Consider the following 15,634-nt stretch of genomic DNA (forward strand, 5'->3'; position numbering starts at 1 on the left):
ACCTGTGCAACGCAGTGGCATCATCCACCACGAACTGGCCGGCCTGATCGCCGGTCTACGGCACACCGACACCTTCGTCATAAGCGACGCCGGGCTTCCCCTGCCGCCGGGCATCCCTACCGTGGATCTCGGCTACCGGTACGGTCGGCCCCCGTTCCTGGAGGTCGCTGAGGCGGTGCTCGCACAGGTCGTGGTCGAGCACAGCTGGGTGACCGATCGAGTCCGCGAGATCAACCCCACCGTCCACACCGGGCTGCGCTCGTTCGGGCTCGAGCCCGAACCCCTCGACCACGACGAGTTCAAGGCCAGGGTCGGTGACGTCAAGTTCGCGGTGCGCACCGGAGAGGACACCTTCTACGCCAACGTGCTCTGCCGCGCCGGCGTACCGTTCACCCCGTGACCGGTTTCCCGCGGATCACCCCGTGACCGGTTTCCCGCGGATCCATCCGGCTGCCCCGCCCGCGTTCGGCCGATGGGGGAAGGGCGGTTTCCGCGGCGGATCCAGGGCTGCGTAACGCGTCCACCTGGACGGACCCCTTTCAGCCCTCAGTGAGGCACCGGGGCAGCGAGCCATGCGCGCCCGTCGTACAGCCGCCCGGTGGTGCCGTCTCGGTGCAGCCGGAAGCGGCGTCGGGCCCGCCGGGCGCGCCGGAGACCGGTCCCGAGTCCCGGACCGGGCAGGTCCGGCCGTACCGCGATGGGTATGCGGGCCGCGGCTCGCATACCCACCGCGGGTTCCCCTCAGCCCTTCCGGGCACTGATCTCCTCCGTCAGCCCGGGGACGATCCGGAACAGGTCGCCGACCACGCCGTAGTCGGCGAGGTCGAAGATCGGAGCCTCGTCGTCCTTGTTGATCGCCACGATCGTCTTCGAGGTCTGCATACCCGCACGGTGCTGGATCGCCCCCGAGATCCCGGCGGCGACATACAACTGGGGGGAGACACTCTTGCCGGTCTGACCGACCTGGTTGGCGTGCGGATACCAGCCCGCGTCCACTGCGGCCCGGGAAGCGCCCACCGCCGCTCCCAGCGAATCCGCCAAGGCCTCGATGAGGTGGAAGTTCTCCGCACCGCCCACACCGCGGCCCCCGGAGACCACGATCGCGGCCTCGGTCAACTCCGGTCGCCCCGTGGACTCCCGCGGCGTCCGCGCCACGACCTCCGTTCCCTTCGATGCCTCGGAGACCGTCACGGCCAGCGGTTCGACGGTGCCCGCCGCCGGAGCGGCCTCGGGGGCGGCCGCGTTCGGCTTGACGGTGATCACGGGGACGCCCCTGGTCACGCGGGATCTTGTGGTGAATGCCGCCGCGAAGACGGATTGGGTGGCCACCGGCCCCTGGTCGCCCGCCGCCAGGTCGACGGCGTCGGTGACGAGGCCCCAGCCACGCCGCACCGCCAACCGGGCGGCGATCTCCTTGCCCTCCGCCGAGGACGGCACCAGGACGGCGGTCGGGGACGACACCGCCTCGCAGGCGGCCTGCAGCGCGTCGACCTTGGGCGCCACCAGGTAGTCGGCGAACTCGGGTGCGTCGGCGGCGAGGACCCTGACCGCGCCGTGCTCGGCGAGGACCGGGGCGGCGGTCCCGGCACCGGCGCCGAGGAAGACCACGACCGGCTCACCGATACGGCGGGCCAGCGTCAGCAACTCCAGGGTCGGTTTGCGGACGGCACCGTCCACGTGATCGGCGTAGACAAGAACTTCAGGCATGGGACGACTCTCCTGCGAAAGGGACGACAGCGGGCGGCGGCTGGGGTGGTGGGGTGCGTGGGGGCGGGGCTCAGATGAACTTCCGTCCCGCCAGGAACTCGGCGAGCCGGGTGCCGCCCTCGCCCTCGTCAGTGACCACGGTGCCTGCGGTGCGGGCCGGACGCTCCGCGGCGGACTCCACCGCGGTCCAGGCACCCGCCAGGCCCACGTCGTCCACCTCGATGCCCAGATCGGACAGGTCCAGGGACTCCACGGGCTTCTTCTTCGCCGCCATGATCCCCTTGAAGGACGGATAGCGGGGCTCACCCGACTGGTCCGTCACCGACACCACGGCCGGGAGGGCCGCGCGCAGCCGTTCGGTCGCGGTATCACCGTCACGCCGGCCCGTCACGACCCCGTCCTCGACGCCGACCTCCGACAGCAGGGTCACCTGCGGCACGCCGAGGCGTTCCGCCAGCATCGCCGGCAGCACTCCCATCGCCCCGTCGGTGGAGGCCATACCGCACGTCACCAGGTCGTACCCGATGTGCTCGACGGCCTTCGCCAGCACCAGCGAGGTGCCCAGCACATCCGTGCCGTGCAGATCATCGTCCTCCACGTGCACGGCTCGGTCGGCTCCCATCGAAAGCGCCTTGCGCAGCGCGTCCTTGGCGTCCTCGGGACCTATCGTCACCACGGTGACCTCCGCGCCGTCCACCGTCCCGGCGATCTCCAGCGCCTGCTCGACCGCGTATTCGTCCAGCTCCGACAGCAGCCCGTCCACCGAGTCCCGATCGGTGGTCAGGTCCTCGGCGAAGCGCCGGTCGCCGGTGGCGTCGGGTACGTACTTCACACAGACAACGATCCTCAGACTCATGACCCTTTCCCTTTTCTCTGCGTCGTGCGGTCGGTGATGTCCATTGGTCAGGAGCCCACCTGTTCGGGGCCGGTGCCCGGCTCGGTCAGGGCGAGGCCCAGGTGTGCGCGTCCGGTGACCCAGCGGGTGGGCCGATACCGGGGGTCGCCCGTGCCGCGGTGCAGCCCTTCCTGCAGGTCGAGGATCCGTCGCACACCGATCCGCTCGGCCCAGGCCAGGGGCCGGCGGGATGGCCGAGCCCGGCGGTGACGGCCGGGTCGACAGCCGCGGGGGCGGCGATGGGCCGCTCGGCGATCGAGGCGGCCACCGAGACGGTGGTGACCGTGTGGGCGGCTTTCAGGTCCCAGCTCGTGGCCCGGCGGACCCGGTCGACCGTCACGTCGGGTGGAGTCGCGCCTGTCCGTTGGGCGAGACAGGTCTTGTCCACGGAGGTGCTCCTCGGCACGGATAACGGATGCGCACACCGTGTCAGGAGGGATTGTTCACTGTCCAACACCAAATTAGGCTCGTATTGAGACGCTGGTCGGAATAGTCTCCGGACTCCGGCTCGAAGCCCCAGGATCGGGAACATCATGGAACTGCGCCATCTCACCGCCTTCCTCGCCGTCGCCGAGGAACTGCACTTCGGACGTGCCGCCAGACGGCTGCAGATGGCGCAGCCGCCGCTGAGCCAGCAGATCCGCCAACTGGAGAAGGAGTTGGGGGTACAGCTCTTCGAACGCAACACCCGCTCCGTGCGGCTCACCAGCGCGGGCGAATCCTTCCTGGAGCCGGTGCGTACCGTGCTGGAGGACGTCGGCATCGCCACCCGGGCGGCCCGGGCGGCCGGGCGTGGCGAGTACGGCAGGGTCACCGTCGGCTTCGCCGGGGCCTCCAGCCACGAGACGCTCCCCCTGCTGACCAGGGCGGTCCGGGCCGCCCATCCGGGCATCGAACTGGTTCTCCAGGGTCAGACGTACGCCAATGCGGCGCTGGACCGGGTCGCCGAGGGGGCGCTGGACCTCGGCTTCGTGCGGCTACCGGTGACGCGCCCGGGTGTGGCCACGCGGGTGATCGCCGACGAGTGGCTGGTCTGCGCGCTGCCCTCGGACCACCGGCTCGCGCGGCGGGGGCACATCCCGGTGGAGGCCTTGGCCGAGGAGCCGTTCGTCAGCTTTCCCGCCAACGCGGGGTCCTCCCTGCGGGACATTATGGCGATGACCTGTGAGAAGGCCGGATTCACCCCGCGGGTGGTGCAGGAGGCCCCCGACTCGCACACCATCCTGGCGCTGGTTGCCTCCGGGGTGGGGGTGACGCTCACCCTCACCTCCTGTCAGCACATCCAGCAGACGGGCCTGGTCTACCGCCCCCTGGCCGGGGCTCCCGTCAGGCTGCAGGCCGCCCTGACCTGGCGGAAGGACAACCCCTCTGCCGCGCTCCGCACAGTCCTCGCGGTGGCCCTGGAGGCGCTGCCGGCGCCGCGGCCGCTCCAGGATCACGTGCTGGCCCAGCGTGCGCTGATAAGGATCTCGTCTCAGTCGAGCGCGCATTAGGTATTGGACCTACTCAGTGGGCCGTTGCGAAGGTCGACGGGACAACTTTGCCCAGGCGAGAGGCCCCCGCATGTCCGCTGATCCCGCCCACATCGTCATCTGCGAACCGCTGCGCACACCCGTCGGCCGCTTCGGCGGCGCCCTGGCGTCGCAGCGGCCCGCCGCGCTGGCCGCGCACGTCATCTCCGAGGTCGTGAACCGGACCGGAATCGCCCCTGAGCGGATCGACGAGGTGATCCTCGGGCACGCCTATCCGACCTCCGACGCACCTGCGATCGGACGGGTCGCGGCCCTCGATGCGGGGCTTCCGGAGACCGTGTCGGGTGTTCAGGTCGACCGACGCTGCGGGTCGGGTCTCCAGGCCGTCCTCGATGCCGCCATGCAGATCCGCAGTGGCTTCAGCGATGTCGTCGTCGCCGGTGGGGCCGAGGTCATGAGCGCGGCCCCGTTCTACACTCATGAAGGCCGGTGGGGCATCGGTGCGCCTGGCCTGAGACTGCACGACGCGCTCACACGGGGCAGGGTCACCGCGGGCGGTGTCAACCACCCGGTGCCGGGCGGGATGATCGAGACCGCCGAGAATTTGCGACGCGCGTTCTCCATCAGCCGCGAGGACCAGGACGCACTCGCGCTGCGGTCACAGCAGCGTGCCGCGCGCGCCATGGCGGCCGGGCTGTTCGACGACGAGATCGTTCCCGTGACGGTGCGCACCCGCAAGGGCGAGACCGTCGTCTCGGCCGACGAGCATCCCCGTCCCGACACCACGGCGGAGCAGCTCGCCGCGCTGCGTCCCGTCATGCGGGGCACCGACCCCGAGGCGACGGTCACCGCCGGAAACGCCAGCGGCCAGAACGACGCGGCGGCCGCGTGCCTGGTGACCAGCCTGGCCTCCGCCCAGCGGCTCGGCCTGACCCCGCTGGTGCGGCTGGTGTCCTTCGCGCGGGTCGGGGTCGCCGCCGCGACGATGGGCATCGGCCCGGTGGCCGCCACTCGCAGGGCGCTCGACAAGGCCGGCCTGTCCCTGGCCGACATGGACCTCATCGAGCTCAATGAGGCGTTCGCGGCCCAGGTCCTCGCCTGTACGCGTTCGATGGATCTCACCGACGCCGATCACGAGCGCATCAACGTCAACGGTTCCGGGGTCTCCCTCGGCCATCCGGTCGGGGCCACCGGGACGCGGATCCTGGCCCACCTGGCGCGGGAGATGCACCGGAGGCAGGCCCACTACGGGCTGGAGACGATGTGCATCGGCGGCGGCCAGGGGCTGGCCGCGGTGTTCGAGCTCGTCACCGGCTGACGCTCACCGGTTCCCGCCGACACCAGCCCTTCCTCGGGAACGGGCGGCCCTACACGAGAAGGCAGCCATCGCATATGACACTGACCGTCCATGGCATACCGGAGATCGAACAGCTCGTCGGCCGCGACCTCGGGCACTCCCGCTGGCGGAAGGTGACACAGGAACTCATCGACACCTTCGCGGCGGTCTCGGGAGATCAACAGTGGATCCACACCGACACCGAACGGGCCGCACGCGGCCCGTTCGGCCGGACCATCGCCCACGGCTACATGGTCCTCAGCTGGGGCATCCCCCTGTTTGCCGAACTGCTCCAGGTCACCGGCGTGGGCATGGCGCTCAACTATGGCGTCAACAAGGTCCGTTTCCCGGCGCCGGTTCCTGTGGGCGCCCGGGTCCGGCTGCACGCCTCGGTGACCGGAGTGGAGCCGGTGAGCCGGGGTGGGGTGCAGATGACGCGGGCCCTCACCTTCGAACTCGACGGCTCCCCGAAACCGGCGTGCGTCGCGGAGTCCCTCACCCACTTCTACCCCCGGCTGTGAGCGGTCGGTCGTTCCACGGAACGGGCCGATAGCCGGCCGTAGGACATACGTCTCCGTCCGGTGCGCACCGCCGATGGCCGCAGATGCCACCGGCGGTGCGCACCGGACCGTCGGCATGCCCGGGGGCCGCTCACGGCACTGTCGCCGACCTGCGAAGAAAGGTGGCCTCAGATGTGTCGCAGGTCTTGTGCACACCCGTCGCCCTGCCTACTGTGCGTTCACATTGTGATTGTGGTTTTCGCATGATGAAAGTCATTAGCCCTCGGGCGCGAGGAGGTGCCATGAACGAAGCTCCCAGACGCCGCACCCTGCTCCACGGCTTCGGGTTCGGCGCGGCGGGACTGTTGCTCGCCGGGTGTACCGAGCCCACGAAGTCGCAGTCCGCTGCCAGCATCGTCCGCAAGCCGGCCCCGGACCGGATCGGCCCCGGCCCCGGGACCCTGGACACGGTGGGCTACGGCGGCAGCGTCGTCACCGGCTGGACCGACGAGGCCCAGTCATACGACCCGGCCATCGGCTACGACCTGCACGCGTGGGAGGCATCCACCAGTGTGCTCTACACCCCGCTGTTCCAGTTCGACGGACAGCGGGGCGGCCCGGCGCCCAGTGCGGCCGCACAGCTGCCCGAGGTCTCGAAGGACGGCCGCGTCCACACCATCCGGCTCCGGCCGGGAGTCAGGTTCCACAACGGCCGCAGGGTGACCGCCGACGACTACATCTACACCTGGACCCGGGTACTCGATCCCGAGGTGGCCTCGTGGGCGGCCAGCTACCTGTTCGCCATCGAAGGCGCGAACGAATTCAACCAGGGCAAGCGGAAGACCGTCTCCGGCCTGCGGCGCATCGACGACCACACGCTGGAAGTCCGGCTGGTGGCGCGGGACATCGTGTTCCTCGGCGTGCTGTGCCAGCCCTTCATGGCGGCGCTGCCGAAAGAGGAGATCCGCAGTCGGGGCAAGGATTTCGGCCGTCGGCCGGTCGGCACCGGCCCCTTCCGGCTCACCTCGTACGACCGCCGCGGCCAGCGGGCGGTGTTCCGGAGCAATCCATACTTCCCGTGGAAGGGCACACCCTTCATCCGGCGGCTGGAGTACCGGTGGGGCATCGCCCAGGAGATGCAGCTGCGGCAGCTGATGAGCGGCGACCTCGATGTGCTGGGCGAGGGCGCCCCCGTCTCGCTCGGCCCTCAGATCAACTCGAAGCCGCAACTGCGCGAGCGGTACGTGGTGCCGATCCCGCTCCAGGGCACATCCTGGATCGGTCTGAACGTCGGCCACCGGCACCTGGGTGACCGGCGCGTGCGGCAGGCGCTGAACCACGCCACCGACACCGAGGTGCTGGGCCGACTGACCTACGGCAGCCAGGAGGCCTCGGCGCTCCCGTTCCCCAAGCATCTGCCGCATTACCAGCGGACCGCGCAGCCTTACCGCAGGGACCTCCCCCGGGCTCGGAGACTGCTCGCCGATGCGGGCGTCACCGGTCTGCGTCTGCGGTTCGCCCACGACGGCTCCGCGCCCTGGAACCAGCTCAGCCAGGTAATCCAGCAGCAGTGGCGGGAGATCGGAGTGGAGGTCACCATCACGCCGATGTCCAAGGCCGCCCTGGACCAGGTCATCGCGAACAAGCAGTGCGAGCTCTTCCCGCAGCACTGGTACATGATCACCCCCAACGCCCTGGACATCGCCGGCAACTGCTTCGCCTCCGACGGGTCCAGCAACTACGGCGGCTACGGCAACAAAGCCGTGGACGCACTGCTGGCCAGGGCGCGACGCAGCCGGAACCTCTCCGCGTGCAACACCCTGCTCGCCGAGGCGGAGCAGTTGCTGGCCGAGGACCCCCCAGGAGTCTTCGTCTCGTCCCTCAACTTCCTGGCCGCCCGCAATCCGCGCGTCCGCAACTACCACATGCGGGGCGAAACGGGGTCCTACTACGACCGTCTGTGGGTGAGTTCATGACCGTCTCCCTCCGGCCGCAGCGGTCCTCGGACCGCTCCGCCCAGGCCCCGCCAGCGCCCCGGCGGAATCGTGCCAAGGCCCTGGTAACCGGGGGACTCGCCGTCCTCGCCATTCTCGTCGCCCTCGCCCTGGCGGCGCCGCTGTTCGGTGATCCCCTGCACATCGACCGGGACGGCATCAGCGAGCTCGGCCTGCCCCGCGGTGTGGGCGAGCACGGCTACCTCCTGGGCAGCGACATCCTGGGCCGCGACCTGCTGGCCCGCGTCGCCTACGGACTGCGGACCACCCTGGAGTTCACCGTCCTGGCCAACCTCAGCTCCGTGGGGTTCGGCACACTCGTCGGCCTGGTCGCCGGCTTCTACCGCGGTGTGGTCGACCAGGTCCTGATGAGGACCGTCGACATCTTCCTGTCGGTTCCCACCGTCATCTCCGGGCTCGCCCTGGCCAGTGTGATCGGCCGCAGCGTCGGCGGCATCGTCATCGTCGTCACCGCGCTGTACTGGGCCTGGACCGCCCGTCTCGTTCACGGCGAGACGGTACGGCTGCGCGGCCAGCCCTTCGTCGAGGCGGCCCTGGTCCACGGCGTACGGCCCCGGACGATCATGGCTCGCCACATCCTGCCCAACATCCGCACGCTGCTGCTGAACATCGCGGCCCTCAACGGTGCGGCCGTCGTCGTCATCGGTTCCGGTCTGTCCTACCTGGGCGCCGGAGTCGTGCCGCCCGACCCCGAACTCGGGAGCCTGCTCAACGAAGGCGCCCACGCCCTGGAGTTCGCTCCGCGGCTCCTCCTCGTCCCGCTCGTCCTGGTCGTGGCCCTGGTGCTCGCCTTCGTGCTCATCGGCGAGGGCGTGAGCCGCATGGCCCCGGAATCGGAGAGACGCTCATGGCTGAAGATCTGAAGGCCGACCGCCCCAAGGCCGGACCCCTGAGGCCGGCCTGGGCCAAGGCGAGCCGCCGCATCGGTCTGCGGTTGCTGCTCGGTGCCGCCACCATCGCCGTCGTCATCACGGTCACCTTCGCCCTGCTCTACGTCGTCCCCGGCGACCCGGCCCGCGGACTTGCCGGTCCCCGTGCCACCCCCGAGCTGGTGGAGCGGATCCGGGAGCGGCTGCACATCGGCGCTCCCCTGTGGGAGCAGTACTGGTACTACGCCAAGGGCGTGGTCACCGGGAACCTCGGCGAGTCCTATCAGCACGGCACGCAGGTGAGCACGCTGATCGGCGACCGGCTCCCGATGACGCTGGTGCTGTGCCTCGCCGCGCTGGTCGTCGAGGTCGTGCTCGGCGCCGCGCTCGGTGCCTGGGAGGCGCTGCGCGGACGGCGCCTGCTGCCCGTGCTGATGAGCAACATCGCACTGCTGTCGATCCCCGCGTTCGCCCTGGGCTATCTGATCCTGCTGGCGTTCGGCTACGGGCTCGGCATCTTCCCGGTGAGTGACGGAGCGGATGCGGCCCATCTGGTGCTGCCCGCGATCACGCTGGGCCTGACCGGTGTGCCCTACTACTCGAGCGTGGTGCGCGACGGGATGACCTCGACGCTGGCCTCCCCGCATGTGCGCACCGCGGTGGCCAAGGGGCTGTCCCGGCCCGCCGTGCTCCGGCGCCACGTGCTGCGCTGCGCGCTGTCACCCGTGATCACGATGGCCGGCATGGACGTCGCGATCTTCGTGTCCAACGTCGTCTTCGTGGAGACGATCTTCGGCTGGCCGGGCATCGGCCGGCTGCAGGTGACCGCCTTCTCCGACCAGGACCGGCCACTGCTGATGGGGACTGTGATTGTCGCGGCGGTCCTCGTCGTCCTGGGCAACCTGCTCGCCGACACGGTGCGCGGACTCGTCGATCCCCGATCCCGTCAGGAGCTGCAGACATGACCCAGCCAGCGAAGACCGACACCGCCCGGCTCGGTGTACAGGTGAGGGTGGACGACCTCACTGTTGCCTACGGCGGGCGGACCGCGCTCCACGGCGTCTCGCTCGATGTACCGGCGGGCAGCGTCCTCGCCCTGGTGGGCGAGTCCGGCTCGGGGAAGTCCACGCTCGCCCACGCCGCGTCGCGGCTGCTGCCTCCGGGCGCGACCATCGTCGGCGGCTCGGTGCACGTCGGAGACGTCGACATGGCCGCGCTGAGCGGCGCCGACCTGCGCCGGGCTCGTGGCAGCCGGGTCGCCTATCTGCCACAGGACGCGCTCGCCGCGCTGAACCCGGTGATGCGGGCGGGCCGGCAGATCGCCGAGGTCTTCCAGATCACCGATGGCGTCAGCCGTGCCGAGGCCCGGACCCGGGCGATCGAACTGCTGGGAAAGGTGGGCATCCGCGACCCCGAACGGACCGCGGGCCGCTACCCGCACGAGCTGTCCGGCGGCATGCGCCAACGTGTGATGATCGCCATCGCGCTCGCACACCACCCTCAACTGCTCATCGCGGACGAACCCACAACCGCCCTCGATGTGACGGTGCAGGCCGAGGTGCTCGCCCTCGTCGCCGAGCTGCAGCGGGAGTTCGGGATCACGGTCATCTGGATCACCCACGACCTGTCCGTCACCGCGGAGCTCGCGGACAGGGTGGCGGTGCTGTACGGCGGGCGGCTGGCGGAACTCGCCTCTGCCGAGGAGCTCTTCGGCGGTCCGCGCCATCCGTACAGCCTCGGTCTGGTCGGCGCCTACCGCGACGCGTACGCGGGGGCACCCAAGACGCGGTACACCTCCATCCCCGGTGCTCGCACCGACCGCGAGGCGGGCTGCGGCTGTCCGTTCGAGCCGCGCTGCACCCAGGCAGCCGACCGGTGCCGGACGCAGACACCACCGGTGCGGAGCATCGCCGCCGGGCCGGTGCCCGACGGCGCGCCCGAGCACCTTCTGGCTTGTTGGGAGGTCAACTGATGACTACCCGGGACACCACCCCGATCCTGGAGGTGGAGGCCGTCACCAAGCGCTTCGGCGGCCATCTGGCCCTGCACGAAGTGAGCCTGTCCGTCGCCCCGGGCACCACCCTCGGGGTCGTGGGCGAGTCGGGGAGCGGCAAGAGCACGCTCGCGCGCGTCGTCGCCGGGCTGGAGCGGCCCGACAGCGGTCGGGTGCTGATCGGGAGCCAGCCACTGCCCCGTCGTGGCCGTCGACTGCGTGAGGCACGCCGCGCGACGGGGTTCGTCTTCCAGGACCCGTATGCCTCGCTGGACCCGCGCTTCACCATTGAGCAGATCGTCGCCGAGCCGCTGCACGCGCACGGACTGTGGCGTGACGGCGGCCGGGAGCGGGTCCGTGACCTGCTGGACGCCGTGGGCATGGGCAACGCCTCGCCCGACGCCTACCCCGGGGAATTCTCCGGTGGCCAACGGCAACGGCTGTGCGTGGCCCGCGCCCTGGCAGCTCGGCCCAGCCTGGTGATCTGCGACGAACCCACCTCGGCACTGGATGTGTCGGTGCAGGCGCAGATTCTCAACCTGCTGCTGGAACTCCAGGAGTCCCTCGGGGTCAGCTATCTGTTCATCACCCACGATCTCAACGTGGTGCGGCGGATCGCCGACGAGACGCTCGTCGTCTGCGGGGGGCGGGTCAGGGAGCGGGGACCGACCCAGCAGGTGATCGGTGACCCGCAGGACGCGTACACCCGGGCGCTGCTCGACGCGATGCCGGGCCGTGGGCCCGCCCGCCATGGTGCGAACTCCCTGCCCGTGCCGTTCGGCTGAGCCCGGCGTGCGGGCGTCGGTGATCCCCTGCGGCAATCGGTGGGGGATTCCCAGGACACGTGCTTGACCACCGAGAGTGGAACTCATTAGCCTAGTTCCACTAAATGGAATTACTTTCAAATAATGAAAGTCCCTGAGGAGGAGTCCGATGGAAGGGATCGCTGCCCAGGCACGCGTCTTCGCCTCCCGTCTCGCCGAAGAGCTCCGAGGCGAGGCCGCCAACCGTTTCCAGGGCATGCCCTCCGACGCCGACTCCCGGCGCGCCTACCAGGAGTACGGCCGAGCCGGCTTCATCGGTCTGCACTGGCCCCAGGAGCTCGGAGGGCAGGGGCTCGACCCCGCCGACACCGACACGGTGGAGGAGATCTTCGGCTACCACTGGCTGCCGCTGTCCAGCTATCTGCTGTCGGTCAAGACCATCGGCAACGCCCTGCGCCGGTTCGCCCCACCGACCGTGGCCCAGACACTGCTGCCGCAGGTGGCCGCCGGTGAGCTGATCTTCTGTCAGGGATTCTCCGAGCCGGAGGCCGGCTCGGACCTGGCTTCCCTGCGTACGCGGGCAGTGCGGCGGGACGGCAAGTTCATCGTCTCCGGCCGTAAGATCTGGACCTCGAGCGCCGAGCACGCGGACTGGTGCTACCTCGCCGTGCGCACGGATCCCGATCTCCCGCGCCACAAGGGCATATCCGTCCTGGTCTGCCCCATGGACACCCCCGGCATCGAGGTCCTCACACACGACACCCTCGGTGGCGGAACCCTCGGCGAACTCGCCCTCGACGAGGTCGAGATCCCCGAGAACCAGCTGATCGGCGAAATCAACGGCGGCTGGCGGGTACTCATGGGCACCCTCGACTACGAGCGAGTCACCAGCGAGAAGGTGGGCATCGCCCGCCGTGTGCTGGACGACCTCCAGCCATACGCCGAGACCCGGGCGCAGCGCCTGGACCTGCTGCGGCTGCGTGGCGAGACCCAGGCCGCCGCCGCTCTCGGCGCCCGGGCCACGGGTCTGCTCACCCGAGGCCAGGACGCCAGCGCCGCGTCCTCCATGGCCAAACTGTCCATCGCCTACCTGCTGCAGAGCATCGCCCACAGCGCCGCCGGGATCCTCGGCCCGCACATCTTCGCCGAGGACGGTCCCAACGCCGTCGCATCCGGCCGTATCGCCGCCTTCCACCGGGCCACCGTGGCCACCACCATCGCCGGCGGTGCCTCCGACATCCAACGCCGCGTCATCGCCCGAAGGGGGCTGGCATGCGCCTAGCCGACCGTCCGCTCGAAGGTGTCCGCGTACTCGACTACGCCCAGTACGTCGCCGGGCCCTTCGCCACCATGCTGCTCGGTGACCTCGGCGCCGACATCGTCAAGGTGGAGCCCCCGTCCGGTGACTCCTGGCGCCACTACAACCCGCACGCCCCCGGTGAGAGCACGTGGTTCTACGCCCTCAACCGGGGCAAGCGCTCCATCACCCTGGACCTGAAGACGGAGCAGGGCCGCGCGGAGTCGGCGCGGCTCATCGCCACCGCGGACATCGTGGTGCACAACATGCCCCCCGAGCGCGCCGCCCGCTTCGGCCTCGACCGCGCGAGCGTCCGCGCCGCCAACCCGCACGCGACGTCGACATGTGTCACCGCCTTCGGCACGGAAGGCCCGGACGCCGGGCGGCTGGGCTACGACATCATCGCCCAGGCGCTGTCCGGACTGCTGCTGGCCGACACCCGCCCCGAGGACACCGTCCCCAGGCGTTCCGGCGGCATCGCCATGGCCGACCTGACTGCCGGACTTCTCACCTGTATCAGCGCGCTCGCCGGGCTGGCCGGACGGGAACGCGGGCACCAGACGCCCGGTGTGGAAGTCTCTCTGCTCGGTGCCGCCCTCGCCGTCCAGGTCCAGCGTTTCGTCCGGCTCGGGGATGATCCGGACTCCTCCGGCGGCGCTCCGCTGACCGGAGCCGACCTGGATCGCACCGCCAAGTCCACCGCGACCGCCGACCATCTGGAGCCCTACTACCGCTGCTATCGCACCGAGGACTCCTTCCTCGCCCTGGCCTGCCTCAACGTCGCCCAGCGCCGTCGGCTGCTCGGAGTCCTGGACCTGGAGGACCCGTGGGTGACCGATCCTCAGGCACCGCCCGCCGACGAGGCAGAGCGCGCTGCCCGTGCGGCGCTGGTCGACCGCTTCGCCCGGACCTTCGCCGCCCAGCCGCTGAGCCACTGGCTCAAGGTGCTGGCCGAGCACGACATTCCGGCCGGGGACGTCCGCCTGCTCGAGCGGCTCTTCGACGACCCTCAGGTGACCGTCAACGGACTGGTCCAGACGGTGCAGCAACCCGGAGTCGGTCCGGTCCGGCTCCTCGGCAACGTCTTCAAGATCGACGGACATGCGGCCCCCACCGTCAGGCCGGCGCCCCGTCTGGGCGAGCACTCGGCCGAAATCCTCGCGGAACTCGCGGCACTCGGAGAAAGGAGCGGGGTATGACGACCGCGCTCACAGCGGAGGCCGACGCCTTCGCCGCAACCCTCGGCCAAGTCCTGGCAGATCACGCCGTCCCCGACGTCTGGCGCCCCGGGACCCCGGCCGACGACCGTACCCCCGCCCTGAACGGCGCCCTCGCCGCCATTGGCTGGGCCGAACTCGTCGCGGACCCGGAAGCGCTCCCCTTCCTCGGCCCAGCCGCCGTCGAACTGGGCCGCGGACTGGCCCCGTTGAACGAGGTCGACCTCATCCTCGGCGGGTCGCCCCTCCATCAGGGCCTCGCCCGCTACCCGGCCGAACGGGTGGTGGAGCGGACCCGGGAGGGCCTGCGCGAGCACCGTGTGCTCACCGCCACACCCGTCGCCTACGGCGACTGCCTCGCCGTGCACACCGTCGAGACCGAGCCCACCGGCGCCAGCGTGGAACCGACCGCGGAGAGCGCCTGGCTGCGGGCTCAGACCGGATACCTGGCCGGACTGGCCGCGGGCGCCCTCGACCTGGCGGTCGAGCACGTCACCCAACGCCCCGCCTTCGGCACCACCTTGTCCGGTCTGGAGGGCGTCCAGCTCCGGCTGGCCGACGCCGCCGCAGCTGCCGAGGGCCTGCGCGGTCTGGTCGCACAGGACGACTGCGGGCATGCCGCTCTCGCCTATGCGGGCCGGGCGGCCGAGACGGTGGTGTCCCAGTGCCACCAAGTGGTCGGCGCCATCGGGTTCACCCTGGAATTCCCCCTGCACCGCTACTCCCGTCGCGCCCGGGTTCTGGCGGCCTGGAACGAGGCATGGCTCGAGGGAGCACTGACATGAGCACCTACGTGGTCACCGGCGGCAGCGCCGGGATCGGCCTGGCCATCGCCCGGCGCCTCGGTCGGGACGGGCACGAGGTGGTCCTGGCCGCCCGCGACGCGGACCGCCTCGCCGAGGCGGCCGGCACGCTGCGCGCCGAGAGCATCACCGTCCGCACCGCGGCACTCGACGTCCGCGACCCCGACGCCGTCACGGCGCTCTTCGAGGAGCTGCCCACCGTCGACGGCGTGGTCAACAACGCGGCCGGCAACTTCACCTGCCCCATCGTCGACCTGTCGCCCGGCGGCTTCCGTGCCGTCGTGGAGATCTCCCTGTACGGGTGCTTCCATGCCTCCCAGGCCCTGGCCCGCCGCCTGATCAGGGAAGGCAGGCCGGGCGCTGTGGTCAACATCGTCGCCACCTACGCCTGGACCGGGGCACCCGGCGTCGCCCACTCCGCAGCAGCCAAGGGCGGCATGCTCGCCTTCACCAAGTCGGTGGCGCGCGAATGGGGGCCGCACGGAATCCGGGTCAACGCTCTCGCCCCCGGCTTCGTGCCGACGGAGTCGGCCACGGCCAACATCCTCTCCGACGAGGAGGCCCAGCAGCGGATGCAGGAGATGATCCCGCTCGGCCGCTTCGCGGAGGCCGACGAGATCGCCGAGGCGGCGGCCCACCTGCTCGGCGCGCTGTACACCACCGGCAGCGTGCTGACCGTGGACGGAGGCCGCTCCCTGGGCCAGTCCATGCATGCCCAGTCCGCCGTCCGGCAGCCGGTGACCACCGCGGGAACGGGGAGGTAGAG

Annotated in this window: 15 protein-coding genes and 1 pseudogene; 13 read left to right on the plus strand and 3 right to left on the minus strand. The window is 70.7% G+C overall.

The annotated features are described in order from the left end of the window. Window positions 1-4 precede the first annotated feature (4 nt). Complete coding sequence (gene rbsD, locus ACFYNS_RS12235; protein ID WP_360295608.1) at window positions 5-400, plus strand: D-ribose pyranase; 396 nt, start codon at window positions 5-7, stop codon at window positions 398-400. Window positions 401-741: 341 nt separating this feature from the next. On the opposite strand, the gene ACFYNS_RS12240 is transcribed toward rbsD, so the two are convergent. From ACFYNS_RS12240 to ACFYNS_RS12250, 3 genes and pseudogenes are all read right to left on the minus strand, one after another. Next, entirely contained in the window at window positions 742-1,707 is a 966-nt protein-coding gene (locus ACFYNS_RS12240) for an electron transfer flavoprotein subunit alpha/FixB family protein (RefSeq protein WP_360295347.1), read from the minus strand. 70 nt (window positions 1,708-1,777) lie between these two features. Then, entirely contained in the window at window positions 1,778-2,563 is a 786-nt protein-coding gene (locus ACFYNS_RS12245) for an electron transfer flavoprotein subunit beta/FixA family protein (protein ID WP_360295344.1), read from the minus strand. 47 nt (window positions 2,564-2,610) lie between these two features. Then, window positions 2,611-2,876 (minus strand): annotated as a pseudogene (locus tag ACFYNS_RS12250) (3-hydroxyacyl-CoA dehydrogenase family protein); the annotation flags it as partial. A 259-nt stretch (window positions 2,877-3,135) separates the two neighbouring features. On the opposite strand from ACFYNS_RS12250, the gene ACFYNS_RS12255 reads away from it, so the two are divergent. The 12 genes from ACFYNS_RS12255 (at window position 3,136) to ACFYNS_RS12310 (ending at window position 15,632) form a co-directional block, all read left to right on the plus strand. Next, complete coding sequence (locus tag ACFYNS_RS12255) at window positions 3,136-4,095, plus strand: LysR family transcriptional regulator (protein ID WP_360295342.1); 960 nt, start codon at window positions 3,136-3,138, stop codon at window positions 4,093-4,095. 70 nt (window positions 4,096-4,165) lie between these two features. Continuing rightward, on the plus strand, window positions 4,166-5,392 hold the full coding sequence (locus ACFYNS_RS12260) for an acetyl-CoA C-acetyltransferase (protein ID WP_360295339.1): 1,227 nt from the start codon (window positions 4,166-4,168) through the stop codon (window positions 5,390-5,392). Window positions 5,393-5,466: 74 nt separating this feature from the next. Further along, window positions 5,467-5,931, plus strand: a complete 465-nt coding sequence (locus ACFYNS_RS12265; RefSeq protein WP_360295336.1) for a MaoC family dehydratase — start codon at window positions 5,467-5,469, stop codon at window positions 5,929-5,931. Window positions 5,932-6,212: 281 nt separating this feature from the next. After that, window positions 6,213-7,886, plus strand: a complete 1,674-nt coding sequence (locus ACFYNS_RS12270; protein ID WP_360295333.1) for an ABC transporter substrate-binding protein — start codon at window positions 6,213-6,215, stop codon at window positions 7,884-7,886. Beyond that, window positions 7,883-8,788: an ABC transporter permease gene (locus tag ACFYNS_RS12275; RefSeq protein ID WP_360295330.1), complete on the plus strand. Its 906-nt coding sequence runs from the start codon at window positions 7,883-7,885 to the stop codon at window positions 8,786-8,788. Before ACFYNS_RS12270 ends, ACFYNS_RS12275 begins: the two co-directional genes overlap by 4 nt. After that, a complete protein-coding gene (locus ACFYNS_RS12280) occupies window positions 8,773-9,759 on the plus strand; it encodes an ABC transporter permease (protein ID WP_360295327.1) in 987 nt (328 codons plus the stop codon). The genes ACFYNS_RS12275 and ACFYNS_RS12280 overlap by 16 nt, the downstream gene beginning before the upstream one ends. Further along, window positions 9,756-10,766 carry an ABC transporter ATP-binding protein gene (locus ACFYNS_RS12285; RefSeq protein WP_388602423.1) on the plus strand — a complete coding sequence of 337 codons (1,011 nt, stop codon included), beginning with the start codon at window positions 9,756-9,758 and terminating at the stop codon, window positions 10,764-10,766. The genes ACFYNS_RS12280 and ACFYNS_RS12285 overlap by 4 nt, the downstream gene beginning before the upstream one ends. After that, window positions 10,766-11,572, plus strand: coding sequence for an ATP-binding cassette domain-containing protein (locus ACFYNS_RS12290; protein ID WP_360295321.1), 807 nt, complete (start codon window positions 10,766-10,768; stop codon window positions 11,570-11,572). The genes ACFYNS_RS12285 and ACFYNS_RS12290 overlap by 1 nt, the downstream gene beginning before the upstream one ends. A 148-nt stretch (window positions 11,573-11,720) precedes the next feature. Then, a complete protein-coding gene (locus ACFYNS_RS12295; protein WP_360295318.1) occupies window positions 11,721-12,833 on the plus strand; it encodes an acyl-CoA dehydrogenase family protein in 1,113 nt (370 codons plus the stop codon). After that, window positions 12,824-14,047, plus strand: coding sequence for a CoA transferase (locus tag ACFYNS_RS12300; RefSeq protein WP_360295316.1), 1,224 nt, complete (start codon window positions 12,824-12,826; stop codon window positions 14,045-14,047). The genes ACFYNS_RS12295 and ACFYNS_RS12300 overlap by 10 nt, the downstream gene beginning before the upstream one ends. Next, window positions 14,044-14,850, plus strand: coding sequence for an acyl-CoA dehydrogenase family protein (locus ACFYNS_RS12305; RefSeq protein ID WP_388602428.1), 807 nt, complete (start codon window positions 14,044-14,046; stop codon window positions 14,848-14,850). Before ACFYNS_RS12300 ends, ACFYNS_RS12305 begins: the two co-directional genes overlap by 4 nt. Next, on the plus strand, window positions 14,847-15,632 hold the full coding sequence (locus ACFYNS_RS12310) for an SDR family oxidoreductase (RefSeq protein ID WP_360295310.1): 786 nt from the start codon (window positions 14,847-14,849) through the stop codon (window positions 15,630-15,632). The genes ACFYNS_RS12305 and ACFYNS_RS12310 overlap by 4 nt, the downstream gene beginning before the upstream one ends. Window positions 15,633-15,634 lie beyond the last annotated feature (2 nt).

It is taken from the genome of Streptomyces sp. NPDC006925 (assembly GCF_042869575.1).
In the GTDB taxonomy this organism is placed as follows: Bacteria; Actinomycetota; Actinomycetes; order Streptomycetales; family Streptomycetaceae; genus Streptomyces.